Origin of the sequence: Agrobacterium sp. NPDC089420 (assembly GCF_044900305.1) — a bacterium.
In the GTDB taxonomy this organism is placed as follows: domain Bacteria; phylum Pseudomonadota; class Alphaproteobacteria; order Rhizobiales; family Rhizobiaceae; genus Agrobacterium.
On record NZ_JBJDMY010000025.1, the window covers coordinates 1 to 12,784 of the forward strand.

Below are 12,784 nucleotides of genomic sequence, written 5' to 3' on the forward strand. Positions count from 1 at the left end.
TGATCGCATCGCAAACCTCCGGTTTGCACCAGAGATTCAGATTCATCGCGTTTTGGGAAGGCCAAAGAGTCGAGATCAGCGAGGCGGCGTATAATTTGTAGCGATTTTCGCTTATCTGGATGGCTTGCACTGGCCTCCAGACATCGACAACCTCATTCATCAATTTAACGTATATTACGGTTCCTTGTTCAATGGACAAAGCCCGGTCCTCCAACATGAATTATACCACCTGTAGTATCGTCTATGACCACTGATTGGCCAGTCTTGGGATGTACATAGCGGGTATACGATCACACGTTGAGCGGTTATGATCTTCGGAACTAATTTACAGTTAGAGTCTGTCAGGCAATCTCGAAATTGAAGTCAGACCAATAGTCGAATAGCGTCTTGACCTGCTTCTTCGGCTCTGCCGCGCCGCTTCGTACCAGGGAGGAATACGTTCTCCCCCCGCGGGCTGATATTCCCTCGATCAACGTTGTAATACGCTCGCCTGATGCGGCAACAAGAAAAACATCCCGGTCGTCGCTCACATAAATCAGAGCGTCATTTGGCGAGAAAATATATTTATCAGTGTCGACAAACTCACTTTCCAGTTTAACCGCTTCGGAAAATGAAGAGGCTAACGAATGCTCGAGCGCTTCATCCCCGCTTGAAACAAACAATTGACGCGAACCGAAAAACGCCTCGAAGGCCCCATATTCGGCATCATCCAGCCAGTCCACGCCAAAGAAAATCCTGCAACCGCTCCTGCGGCAGAATTCCTTGTCTATTCCATATCGATCGGATTTCATCTTGGGCCTCATGTCGATAGACTGCCGGGATATCTATATTTTCGGAAGGGCCGCCCGTTCGGCTTTATAATATCGAGAGTAGGTCCGTTACTTTTACTTTCAGGTCGCACCGTTACGGTACGGCCGTCAGAGAGCTTGCCTATCCTAATACCATTTCCTTTATCGATCGAATTGTCTCCGACAAGGTCGTCAAAATCCTTGTTCGCATCATCGACCGTGCCTGGCCTGTCTCTGTTGAAGTCCTTGTCGCCGGGTTTCTGGGTGGAGTCCGCATCCATCGCCCCGATCTTTTCCTTTTCTTTTTTCTCTTTCGCCTCAGCGCAATCACCCGTGCAGTCAGACGCATCATTGTTCTGCAGCGTGCTGTCCGCGTCTTCATCCGCCTTCGACATCTGTTGGCTGGCGATATAAGCGCCACCGATGATCGTCACCGCCGCAAGGACCCCGTATGCCACCCAGCCGGGTGGGCCGCCCGCCAAAAGGGGTGCGCCAGCAACAAGCGTCGTCATGCGTTCACCCCACGATTTGCAGCAACCCTGACAGACTTCAGCAACAATCGCACTTTTTCGTCAGGGGTGCCCTCTCCCTTGCTCATCATGTAGTCAGTCACGCCCGGTTGATGCGTCAGCCGTCCGTCGGTAATGGCTTGCAGATAACACCAGCGTCCCAGCCCCGCTTCCGATCGCACACCGAGCGCTCTTGCCTCGCGAATCTGATAGCTTATCCAGATATCGCGCTCCTCCTCATCCATATGTTTGAGGTGGTCTTCGGCGTTGCGTTCAAGATAGCCAGATATTTTGCGGCGAGACGCCTGATCACGGACCTCGGAAACAGCGGCCATCATATCTTTTGACATAATAATCGGCTCACCGAGCGGTCTATCCGGCGAAAACACCATCCTTGCCCGCTTCACGCCGCCACCCCATTCTCCACCCGGCGCGAACAACAGCTGTGTAGCGGGGCCGAAAAGATGCCCGAGTTGGGCCTCGTCCAAGACTGGAATGATTTGCATCATAACATTCGCATCCGCATGCCGGAAAATGAACGGCTCATACCCGGCGGACGTCACACTTTCAGAGGCTGAGAGATCGGATTCCGCAGCAGGTGAGGCCTTTTCGCCACGGGGCAACTCGTTTGAAACCTCAGGGCCATTCCATGTCTTCGGCACAAATATCCGGTTGAGACCGCGCAGATGCCGATAAAGCCGCTCGGGAACGAAATCGTTTTCACCGGACCAGAAAACCACAGCAGGTTTGCCCTGGCTCAACGCGAGTATCTTCCGAAGGCGTTCCTCGACCGTTATTTTATCACCTTGGGGCACCGGCAGCATTCCACCACCTGTCGGATCGCCTCCTTGCAGCGATAACACCATCTGCGCGGAAAGCGCAACTGAGCGCGTCTGCAGAACTTCTTCGGATAGATCATCCTCAACCTCATCCACCGATGACGGTGCGCCCACAGGATACGGTACAGCAGCTTGGTAAGGGTCGACCAGCCAAGGCCCGCCGAGGATGACGTCGTAATCATCGCCCGCATAACGGTAAAGCGGTCGGTGAGCAACGTTCGCCTCTTTCAGCAGTTGCGGCAGATCATTGTACTGCGAGCCATCCATGACGGCGTAAACACGTTTTCCCGAATCGGCCGCGATCTCACAAACTGCTTTCAGCAAAGCTTGCGAGGCCGCGTCCTGTTGTCTCTCGTCACCGGGGTCAGGGAGCATTAAAACTATCCCCGCATCATCGGCATCGATTTCGCCGCCATACTTTTCTGGCAATCGGTGCCGCCAGCGTCTCCCGCTTTACTGGAGCCGGAACTGTCACCGATAAAAACATTGGAGGAACCCGTTTGCGCCTGCCCGCCGCAATCGATTGCATCCCCTATGCGGCCAGCAGGCTTACCATTGATGAAGACCGTCGACGAGCCAGCCGCAAGCTTGCGACCATGTGAGGGCTCCGGACAAACCGGACAACCATGAGGAACATACGCATCGCCTACCCGCATCAACGGCTTTTTGTTGACGAATACGTTAGGGCTGCCGCCGGTCGCAAGTGTCGGCGGGAAATGACAGGAATGGCCTGAGCCTATGTCAGAACGGCGATGAGCTGAGGGCATTACTTAATTCCCATCCTAGATTCCCAGAACCTCTTTGAGTTCTAACGATAAGGTTGCTTTTTGATCCAGAGTCAGATCATCCTTCGGCTTCTCAAACCTCGCTGCCAGCAGAAGCGAAATACCCCCGACATCCTTGCCTGCAGTAATAAGTTCGATCAGTGAATTTCTTGGGAGCATCTCGTGATTGATCAGAAGTGCGGCAAGATTGGCACTGCTGTCCGCAACGGGCGATGGTGCTCCGAGCTTGCGCCATAGCGCCAAGACGTCATCGAGTGAAGCGCCCTTGCACCAAGACGTTGCGGTGCAAGCGATCGGAGTCCAACCGACCGCCGCACACATATATACCCAACGCTCGACCTCAAAGTCCGCTAAGAAGCGCGCTTCCTGCCGGTGTTTATCAAGTACCTCCAGCGCCAGTGCGGGTCTTCCAGCTTTTATCTCCGAAAGATAATTATTCTCCCAAAACTTGTTCAGAGAATGCAGTTCGAACCATACGCTCATTGGCGTTCGACCACGGTCGAACTGAACCAATGTTGTAAAGGGCACGCTATCAAAAAACCTGTCTATGTTCATGTTGACGTATGTTTCTTAACTTGGGTGTCGGATCGCGCCATCGTTAAACATTGCGCTTGAAAATACTTTGCAAAATTTCTGCAGCCGTTCCTGATTAACGGGGCAAGGGTCCCCAGCGTGGTGCGCCAAAGACCTCACGATGTTCTGCTGCAATCCATGGCAGATAAGGATTTGATTCCGGCGCGCGCGCTCCTTGGTTTAACTGCTCATCCATTTTAATAATTTCCTGAAGAGCGTAATCACTGTCGGGGTAACCGAACTTAGTGGGATTCTCCATCATCTCTTTCTTAATGTCGTTTAGGACGCGATCCTGTTCCTGTACCCGTGAGAGTTCCTGTGCTTGCGCATATGCGGGCGACTTCCATTGATGGAAGTATGGATGGACACTGTAAGCGCGAAAGGGATATTCCTCCGTTTTGGAATAGGCACGCTCGGTCCAGAGCGAATAGAATTTATCAACGAACCAGAACCCCTGCATTGAGCCAAGAGATGCCGACAGCAACGTAGGTTCTTGGGTAATGTTTATAACTCTTGCTTCAGTGAAAAGATTGCTCGCGTCGGCGAGGTATGCCGTCCCGGCACCTATAACGGCCTCAACGGAAACGCCTGAGACTGCACCGTATGTCCAGTTCAGATCATTTGACGAAAACGGTTTCAGTGCATTGAACCCAGATACGTTTGCTGCGAGCGTTCGGTATATCTGATGCGCGGAACCAAAATCATCTTTTTCATAGTGCCAATCCAACGTATTAACTGCGTCACGTGAATGCTCGAACGCTTCCACGACTTGAGCTGGATCGCTGTGCTGCTGGTTCGATCCGGGATAGCGTTGCGTTTGGCCTCCACCGCGGGTCGCCCTTTTTGTAATGTTCGAAAGACCGTAACCTGCTGTCAGTCCGGCCCCTCTGAATCGAGCGGAAAATGCAACGAGGCTTTCCTTTCCGAAAAACAGAAAAGTGTGTCCCCCGACGATCAGGGAGGCCCCTTTGTGATAGCCGACCAGCCAGCTTTCGGACTTTGTGTTGGCCAAACCTGCCCATCGCTCAGGATGGTTCAGATCGTTGCCATAAGGGAATGTTTCCTTAGCCATGCTTCCTACTCATATGGACGAAATGGCTCACTGTTATTGGTTCCCTCACGCGAGGGCTCAAGAAGGCAGTAGAGCTTGGAATTATAAACAGCGGCGATTGGATAGCAGGTATCGGCCGATGTTTGAGCACCGCTGGAGCACTGCTGCAGGCCGTTGAAAACATCCATCGCATCACATTTGTCGCCAGCGCACTCGGCTCTAGTGAACTGGGTGTAAGCCCCAGTCACATAAAAGAGAGTTGGCTTGGAGTACCACTTCGGATTACCGATATTGTCGACAAGTCTTTCATAGGCCTGCGCAACCTCGTCACGGGTTCCAAATGCAAATTTCTGCGGCCGCGTTGCATAAAAATCGAATTCGGCCTCATCGCTAATACAACTCGGCGTCCAACCGGAGGACGAGGCTAAAACGATAAGTGAAATAAAGGTTATAAACTGCATCTAATCTTCTCGGCTACATTGAGGACTAGGAACGCATCACGCTTCCTATTGAAAAGGGCGAAAACGATTTTCAGCATCGAAATCTTCCAGTGAAGGTTCAAGGAGGCAATAGACACGAGACTGATATACTGCTGCGATAGGAGTACATGCCGTCTTGTTGCTCCCGGGATCGGCTGCGCATTGCTGCTCGCCAATCAGGATATCCATCCCGCGACATTTGTCTCCAGAGCACTCTGATTTGGTGAAGTGCGAAAAGTCTTTGGTCACATAGAACAAGGTGGGCTTTTCAAAGTGCGCCGGATCGTCAATTACTTCTATTAGCTTTTTATAGGCTGCCGAAACATCATTACGCGAACCGAACGCAAAATTCGTCGGCGATGTGCTGAGGAAATCAAATTCCGACAAGTCCGTTACACAACTCGGGGACCAGCCACTGGACGAAGCCAGTGTAACAAGTAGAGCGAGTGCGGAAAACTGCATAAAGAGGTCTCCGATATTAATTCAGATCAATACGACCGGCATTGGCTATGATTGTGCTCTCGCCGTTAATCTCGATATCCTTAAAATCAAGGAAAAGACGTGTGCCCCCGAGACAAACCGTGCCGTCCTGATGAAGCAGAATGTGCGATTCTCCGCAGTGAACATGAACCTCCCCTGAACTGCCAACTGTTATCGATTTCCCGGCCGAAAATCCCATTGTGTCACTACTGGTAAGGGCGATCCGCCGGCCCGCATTAACGCTATAAGATAGCCCGACGTTGGTCATCATGCCGACGCCAGCATTGATGGAGTTATAGACGCCAACGGTCTCGGTCTTGTTCTTTTCAACGGTCAGCAACATGTTGCCTTCACCCGGGTTAAGAGCACCGGGCAAACCCAATTTGGCAGCCGCTTGACCGATCCCGGCAGTAAGGGATGCCAGCACTTTAGTGACGATGCGACCAATATTTGCTGGTCCTACGCTGATCGAAAGATTCCCTCCGATGATTTCATCATGGTTATTCCGGACTTCGATCTGTCTGTTATTGCCAACAAACTGGACATCATTGTTGTCCGTAGCATGTGTGTTATTGTTGAGAACCTTTGTGTTCATGTCTTTTTGCGCATGCACATAGATTTCTTCGCGGCGTTTTTCATCTTCGAAGCTTAATTCGTTGAAACCCTTTCCCTTGTGGGTATTGGTCCGGAACGTACTCTTCGTCTTGTTCGCAGGCAGTTCATAAGGAACGGTCTGACGTGCATTCGGTACCACGCCGGTCACCAGTGGCCGGTCCGGGTCGCCATCGACAAAGGCGACCATCACTTCCATGCCGATGCGCGGGATGATCTGGCCGCCCCAGCTGGAACCCGCCCAGTTCTGCGCCACCCGCACCCAGCACGTATCCGTACCATCCTTTTTCGCCTTGCGGTCCCATGGGAACCACAGCTTGATGCGGCCATATTGATCCGGATGGATTTCCTCACCTTCAGGGCCGGCGACAATCGCCACCTGCGTCCCTTCGATCCGCGGCCGCTTCGTCGCGCGATGCGGCGTCAGCGGCACGCGGGCCGGGATCGCCTCGAAGCTGTTGCGATATTCAGGCTCGTCGCCATTCGTCTCATAGGAGCGGTCGACGATGCTGTGGCTTGCCCGGATGATCACATGCTCCTCATAGGCATGATCGGGATGCGCAACCTCGTAGGGCGTGAACCGTCGGCCCGCCTCCAGAATCCGCGAGGTGGACGAACCGAACACACGGTCATGATCCGCCTCGATCGATTGCGTGCGCAGCTTCTGCGCCCGCTCCGCCTCCTCCACCGTGCTGATCCGGGCCGGATATTCGTAAAGCTCGCGCTTGGTCGCATCCGGCATCTGCACCAGCGACGGCGTCATCGTGCCCGGCACCATGCCCGGCGTCTCGAAATTCCAGTCCGCGCCCGCACGCTGGCCGGGCACATAGGAAAAACGCCGTGCCCAGTCATTGATGTGGTTGCGGTCCGAAGACCCCTGCGCCAGGCGCACCCGGCCCTCGCCCTGCGCCGAAGCCGACGGCGAAAGCCAGCCGCTGGCGCTGTCGGCCACATGCAGCTTGTGGGAACCGTCCTCATGGCTGAACCAGAAGAACAGCCCGTCCTCCTCGAAACGGCGCAGAAGATAGGAAAGGTCATCTTCGTTCCATTGAACGCTGTAATGCTGTGCCGGCGGCGGCGAGATGATGCCGGACGTATCGGGGGCGGGAATGCCATGTTCGGAAAACAGTGTCTCAACGATCTCGACCGCCGTCTTGTCCATCCAGATGCGGCAATCGGAGCGGCGCGACAGAAGCCACATCTGCGGGCGGATCGTCAGCGCATAGGAGCGCAGCCCGCGGGTGATCGGCGGGCCTTCATGCAGTTCCGTCACCAGGCCGTTGAAGGGGCGGCGGATGCCGCTGCCCTCTTCCCCGTCGCCCTGGCTTACCTCGACCGACACATCCACCAGCCGGCCGATCAGCTCCTCGGGTTTGACCGCTTCCTTCTTCGCCCGCAGCGTCAGGCGAAGGTCGAAGAGTTGCGATACGCCCTCCTCGACCAAAAGACGTTCCGGCAGAAGCTGGTCTTCCCCTAGAGGAGACTTGACCTTGAGCACACGGCTCGCCTGGAGAAAGTCCGAAGATGCAGGCTGGTCGGTCATGGCGAACCTCGATGGAAGATCGGAAAAATTATCAGTCATCTGTCAAAATCTCGACATAATGCAATCAAACATTGTGGCAGAAACATGGAATCCCATGAATTATGCAACCTGAATGCAACAAAATACCATCGATGAAAATTCAACAGGCTGGAGCATGGGGTGACGGACGGAACGACGCCAAGACAGACAAAGCATGATGCCGCCCACTATGGCCTGCGACGGGAAGAGGCCTCCGGGGCTCACCATGGTGCCGGCTGGTGGGTGAGCCTCAGGCGGCGCGGCCACAGGATCGTCAAGCTGTTCAAGGACAGTGTCTACGGCTCGGGCGGTGCCGCCTATCGTCAGGCGCGTGCCTACCGCGACGCCATCATCCTCGCCATTCCACCTGCCACCAACCACGGGCAGGCCGTGCTTTTGCGCAAAAACAACCGGAGCGGAATCTCCGGTGTGAGGCGCGTCGAAACGGCGGATGGTGATGCCTGGCAGGCGACGCTGACGACCCGTGAAGGTCAGAGGAAGGAGAACTTCTCCATCGCCAGGTTCGGCGAGGAGGCGGCAAAGTCGATGGCGATCACACAGCGCCGCAAATGGCTGAAGGCGCTGCCGGTAACCCACCTCGCCTATGCTCATCACGCCGCGGAAGTGGCGCGCCATCAATTTGGCCAGGAACTCACACCTGCTGACGATATCATGCCGGAAGCGCATCACGGCGATGCGGAAATCGAAACACGCATCAGGACGATCAACGAACGGTTCGATGCGGCGCGCCCAAAGCGACTACGGGCCCGGGTCAAAAGTTATGCCAAGGACAGGGTGTCTGTCGCCGTTTCCGATGCGGGTAGCCCAGCGCGGAAAAAGCTCATCCATCTCAACACTCGGGACAAGCCCCGCATCGAAATTATCGACACGATCAAAAAGAGCGTCCGGGAAAGCGTATCGGCAGTTCATGATGAGAACATCGCGCGCTGGTTCATTTCCGAACATGCAAACAAACTACTCGCCCCACAGACCTTCAATGTTGATGAGGGTTTCAACGTACTACTGATTGTGCCTGGAAGCAGGGACTATCAGATGCCGGGTGACGAACTGGAGTGATCAGTTATGCGTAGCGCGCACTCGTACTGCAGCACGACTTGCACATAAACCTGTTGCCAAATGATTTGATTGGCAGCAGGTTTATGTGCAAGTTGTGCTTATCGGCTATGCCCGTTTTTCGAAAAATGATGGCCAGGATACGGTCACTCAGGTGAAAACGCTCTGGGATGCCGGATGTAACCGCGTGTTCTATGAAAAGACGTCTGGCGACCGATGGAATCGACCGGAACTCTATCGCTTGCTCGATCAACTGAGAGCCGGAGACACCCTCAAAAAAGACACACACCACTCCCTTAGATCATTTAAGGGCGAACATTGTACATTCGGGCGAATACCTGCACGGAGCGCGAGCTAAGTACGGTTGCCGTGGAAGGATGTAGCCCTTGCCCTTCGACAAGAAAGCATTTCCGCGTTCTCTGGTCCCTTTCTGGAAAGAAGACTTCTTCCGCGGTAGAGATCAAACAGCGGAAAGTGGCGACCGGTCAGTTGGGATCATAACTGCCGAGGGGAATGTCCCCACCCTCCGCGATACATTAGTTATGATTCATAATGTTAAATAGCAAGAATAAAAGCCCTGTCACACAGGCATCACTGTCAATCTGCGCCGTAACGGGGGTCTGACGCAATCTCGATGACATCAGGGTGCTCCGACGATACGTGCCTCAAGCAAATCGAGTTTCCCGCGCCCGTACATCTGGCGCTTGATGAGTTTCAGCTTGGTGATCTGGCCCTCTGTCTGGCCGTTCGACCAGATTGAAGTTATTGCATTCTGAACCGCTGCCCTGTCGCGGATAACGCCGTTGGCGAATGATGCGACCAAGCTTGTTGCTGCGCGGGCGAGCCACGCGTCCAGATCATCTTTAGACTTGCGCCGTAGCATCTCGTGAAAGCTCTCCACGACATCTCGGGCCTCGACGAGGTCTGGTAGTCGCTTCTCGATTGCGGCAACCGTCATCGTTTGAGCCTTGGTCAAATGTTGCGTTCAAGGGTCATCAGGCGGACGATGGTGCGTGCCGCCGGCGCGTGGCCGAGCCTGTTCTCGGCCTTTTCGGCCCGCCTTCGTTGTGTTGTCCATTCAGTGACAACGCGGAGACCTCCGCCAAACCCAGCCAGCCGAAGCTGACACCACAGTTCAGCGCCGTTCCGTAATCCGGCATCCCATTGCGCTTCGAGCCACGGCAGATGTGGTTCGAGTGACGTTTGCCGGACTCGAAAGATGTCGGTCCGTTGACCACGAACGACGCTGCGAACCAACTTTCTGCTGTGCTCGGTTCTACGCACGATTTCTTTGATGGATAAGCCTTCGCAGACGAGCCCACGAATGATAGCGTTTGCCTCTTCGCGTCGCAGATATCCCTCATACTGCAAACGCTCGGCCGCAGTCAGAAGCTTCGGATTTACGGTTGCTGTGCCGACTGCGATGCGGACCTGCCGCATCGACCTGCGCACTGCGTCGAGAAAGGCATGACCAGCATTCTCCATCAGATGCCAGCGGTCGGCGACTTGATTGGCATATGGCAGGGCCTGTGTGGCGGCCTGCGCGTATCCGCCACCGCGGTCTCGTGCGACGATCTCGATCTGGGGATGCTGGACCAGCCAGGCCTTGGCAGTCGCCGGTTCTCGGTCGGGCAGCAAGGCGATCGCCTTTCGCCGTTCAAGGTCGCAGATGATCGTGCCATATCGATGGTTGCGCCGCCACGCCCAGTCATCAATGCCGATAACGCTTGGCGGCGGTGGCGGTGGGCGATCATATCGGCGAATGGTTCGAAGCAGCGTGTCATTGCTAACCGGAAACCCGAGACGATCTGCGAACCGTGCTGCCGGGCGACCACCCAATGCTAAAGCGAGATGGTGAACCAACGTGTCCAGGCGTGCTGTCCGGCGGGCCATGGGCCGGACGATATCATTACCGAAACGCTCTGCGAAAATCTTTCGGCGGCATTCGTCGGCAGCACAGACGAAGCGTCGGACAGTCAGATGCAGCTCGATCCTTCGACCCGCACACGGCAGATCGGCAATTATCCGAGGATAGCGACTATGAACACGATGGGAGGTCGTACCGCATTCGGGGCACCTACAACCTCCGGACTGACCACATGCCGCGACCACGATCACGTCGGGTCTGTGATGCACTGCATCCACGTTCAATTCGGCAGGGATCAGATCGGAGAGCCGAAAATGGGCTCGTATGGCGCTGATTCTCCTTCGGAAACCAGGCCAGTAGAATCCCAAACATCATCGAGATTGCGTCAGACCCCCGTTACGACGCCGATTGACATTCAAGCTTTCCTCTGATCCGCTCTTCGTCGATAAGGTGCAGGACATAGTCGGGCTTTATATGTCGCCGCCGGACCGGGCAGTGGCAAATCCAGGCACTGGATCGCGAGCAGCCTGTTCTGCCCATGGCGCCGAGCGTCGCCGAACGGCGCACCCATGCCTATGTCCGCAACGGCACGGCATCCCTGTTCGCCGCGCTCGACGTTGCGACTGGCGCGGTGATCGGCCAGTGCTACAAACGTCACCGGGCGACCGAATTTCTCGACTTCCCGAAGCGAATTGACGCCGAGATGCCCAAGGGACCGTACGTGCATCTGGTGATGGACAATTACGCGACCCACAAGACGCCGAGGATCAAGGCCTGGCTCGCACGCCGCCCACACTGGCATGTTCACTTCACGCCAACGTCGGCATCCTGGATCAATCAGGTCGAGCGGTGGTTCGCAGAACTGAGACGAAAGCAGTTGCAGCGCGGCGTACACCGTTCCACTGCACATTGGAGGCCGACATGGACGCCTTCATCGAAACCCATAACGAAAACCCTACCCCATACAAGTGGGTCAAATCCGCCGACCAAATACTCGCCTCGGTCAAGAGTTTCTGCCAAAAAACAATGAGCCGAACTTCAGATTCAGGTGACTAGCCTCAACTACTGTTTTTCACGGCCTGCTGAAGCTTTTCGATGTGCTCCCGGCAAAGCGTCTCGATCAGGGCATGAAGCTCAGCCGTACGCTCCTGAAGCCAGGAAAGAGCTTCTTCGGAAATCTCAAAATGCTTCGAATAGCGTGCCTTGACGTAGGCTTCGTTGAGGACGTTGTACCATGCGGTAAACCGCTGATGGTCGCGTGGCCAAATGTCAACCAGACGGCGATCACGATCCTCCGAAAGTCCGCGCAGGAATTTGAGGTTGTGCGATGGCGGAGAGTAGTTGGTCAGTGTCAGGAGGTAGCAGGAGTACGCGGATTCGACCGCTTGATGGAGTTCGAAAACAGCATGCTTTGGCCGCTTATTATGCAAATATATTGACGTATCGAGAAACGATCGAGCAGCAGCCATTCCCTCGCCAAAATGCTCCTCTGCCACCCTGAGTGCATCGGCCGGGCTGAGCGGTTTCGGTTCTGCAAGCGGCCGGTCGTCGAATTCGTAGAGGATGACGCCTTCGCGTGCGAGATCGACAAAGAAATACTGCCCGTCATGCAGGAAATTGCTGATCTCGCGGGCGCCATGCACGATCATGCCAACAGGTGTCTCGATCTCCTTGTCCCACATCAGCCGGTCGGTCGCCTTGTCCCAGTATTTCGGGTCGGCCAGTTCCTTGTTGCTGACGATGACGAGAATATCGAAATCCGATCGATAACCCTTTGACGTGTGCGGCTCATCCACCCATGTGCCACGCGCGTAGGAACCGAACAGAATGATTTTATAAATCTGTCCGTCCTTCTTGGCGTCGGACTTCGAACGCTCGACAATGCCGGCGAACTCTTCGTGGATGATCCGGACGACCCTTTCCAGTTCGCTCTGCTTTGCCTGCGGAAGATGTCCGATATCCGTTTTCATGGCCTCACCATCGATTATTCTGAACGCGTATCCTAGCCGTTATCGGCAGGCTATTGCTACTCCACATTGTTGTAGCCCCAATCCACCTGCTTCGACATTATGCGGGGCCAAACCGCCTTCAGCAACCATTAATCGCAGTGCCCTATCAATGTTGCATCTGGACTAAGGCAACGGACCACTCTATCCTGTTGGAATT

General features: G+C 54.9%; 13 protein-coding genes and 2 pseudogenes. 3 read left to right on the forward strand and 12 right to left on the reverse strand.

The window, feature by feature from the left end; all coding sequences use genetic code 11:
- The 10 genes from ACI2KA_RS24380 to tssI all read right to left on the reverse strand — a co-directional run.
- Nucleotides 1-199: hypothetical protein (locus tag ACI2KA_RS24380; protein WP_404505032.1), on the reverse strand; the 199-nt coding region annotated here is incomplete at its 3' end.
- A 142-nt stretch (nt 200-341) separates the two neighbouring features.
- The gene (locus tag ACI2KA_RS24385; protein ID WP_404505033.1) at nt 342-791 is read right to left on the reverse strand and encodes a hypothetical protein; all 450 of its coding nucleotides are present in this window, start codon (nt 789-791) and stop codon (nt 342-344) included.
- 8 nt (nt 792-799) lie between these two features.
- The gene (locus ACI2KA_RS24390) at nt 800-1,300 is read right to left on the reverse strand and encodes a hypothetical protein (RefSeq protein WP_404505034.1); all 501 of its coding nucleotides are present in this window, start codon (nt 1,298-1,300) and stop codon (nt 800-802) included.
- Nucleotides 1,297-2,565 carry a hypothetical protein gene (locus tag ACI2KA_RS24395; RefSeq protein ID WP_404505035.1) on the reverse strand — a complete coding sequence of 423 codons (1,269 nt, stop codon included), beginning with the start codon at nt 2,563-2,565 and terminating at the stop codon, nt 1,297-1,299. Before ACI2KA_RS24395 ends, ACI2KA_RS24390 begins: the two co-directional genes overlap by 4 nt.
- Complete coding sequence (locus tag ACI2KA_RS24400) at nt 2,517-2,903, reverse strand: PAAR domain-containing protein (RefSeq protein ID WP_404505036.1); 387 nt, start codon at nt 2,901-2,903, stop codon at nt 2,517-2,519. The genes ACI2KA_RS24395 and ACI2KA_RS24400 overlap by 49 nt, the downstream gene beginning before the upstream one ends.
- A 15-nt stretch (nt 2,904-2,918) precedes the next feature.
- Nucleotides 2,919-3,476 (reverse strand): hypothetical protein, encoded by a 558-nt coding sequence (locus ACI2KA_RS24405; RefSeq protein ID WP_404505037.1) that lies wholly within the window; start codon nt 3,474-3,476, stop codon nt 2,919-2,921.
- A gap of 94 nt (nt 3,477-3,570) precedes the next feature.
- Entirely contained in the window at nt 3,571-4,566 is a 996-nt protein-coding gene (locus ACI2KA_RS24410) for a hypothetical protein (protein WP_404505038.1), read from the reverse strand.
- Nucleotides 4,567-4,571: 5 nt separating this feature from the next.
- Nucleotides 4,572-5,006 (reverse strand): hypothetical protein, encoded by a 435-nt coding sequence (locus ACI2KA_RS24415; RefSeq protein ID WP_404505039.1) that lies wholly within the window; start codon nt 5,004-5,006, stop codon nt 4,572-4,574.
- 45 nt (nt 5,007-5,051) lie between these two features.
- On the reverse strand, nt 5,052-5,486 hold the full coding sequence (locus tag ACI2KA_RS24420; protein WP_404505040.1) for a hypothetical protein: 435 nt from the start codon (nt 5,484-5,486) through the stop codon (nt 5,052-5,054).
- Between the two features lie 16 nt (nt 5,487-5,502).
- Nucleotides 5,503-7,659 carry a type VI secretion system tip protein TssI/VgrG gene (tssI, locus tag ACI2KA_RS24425; protein WP_404505041.1) on the reverse strand — a complete coding sequence of 719 codons (2,157 nt, stop codon included), beginning with the start codon at nt 7,657-7,659 and terminating at the stop codon, nt 5,503-5,505.
- A gap of 159 nt (nt 7,660-7,818) precedes the next feature.
- Between tssI and ACI2KA_RS24430 the strand changes: the two genes are divergently transcribed.
- Both ACI2KA_RS24430 and ACI2KA_RS24435 read left to right on the forward strand, forming a co-directional pair.
- Nucleotides 7,819-8,754: a hypothetical protein gene (locus ACI2KA_RS24430; RefSeq protein ID WP_404505042.1), complete on the forward strand. Its 936-nt coding sequence runs from the start codon at nt 7,819-7,821 to the stop codon at nt 8,752-8,754.
- 94 nt (nt 8,755-8,848) lie between these two features.
- On the forward strand, nt 8,849-9,109 hold the full coding sequence (locus tag ACI2KA_RS24435; protein ID WP_404505071.1) for a recombinase family protein: 261 nt from the start codon (nt 8,849-8,851) through the stop codon (nt 9,107-9,109).
- A 282-nt stretch (nt 9,110-9,391) separates the two neighbouring features.
- Here the strand turns inward: ACI2KA_RS24435 and ACI2KA_RS24440 are convergent.
- A pseudogene (locus ACI2KA_RS24440) lies at nt 9,392-10,944 on the reverse strand (ISL3 family transposase).
- Nucleotides 10,945-11,020: 76 nt separating this feature from the next.
- Here ACI2KA_RS24440 and ACI2KA_RS24445 point away from each other — a divergent pair.
- A pseudogene (locus tag ACI2KA_RS24445) lies at nt 11,021-11,674 on the forward strand (IS630 family transposase); the annotation flags it as partial.
- Nucleotides 11,675-11,676: 2 nt separating this feature from the next.
- Here ACI2KA_RS24445 and ACI2KA_RS24450 read toward each other — a convergent pair.
- Nucleotides 11,677-12,588: a nucleotidyltransferase and HEPN domain-containing protein gene (locus ACI2KA_RS24450; RefSeq protein WP_404505043.1), complete on the reverse strand. Its 912-nt coding sequence runs from the start codon at nt 12,586-12,588 to the stop codon at nt 11,677-11,679.
- Nucleotides 12,589-12,784: the final 196 nt, after the last annotated feature.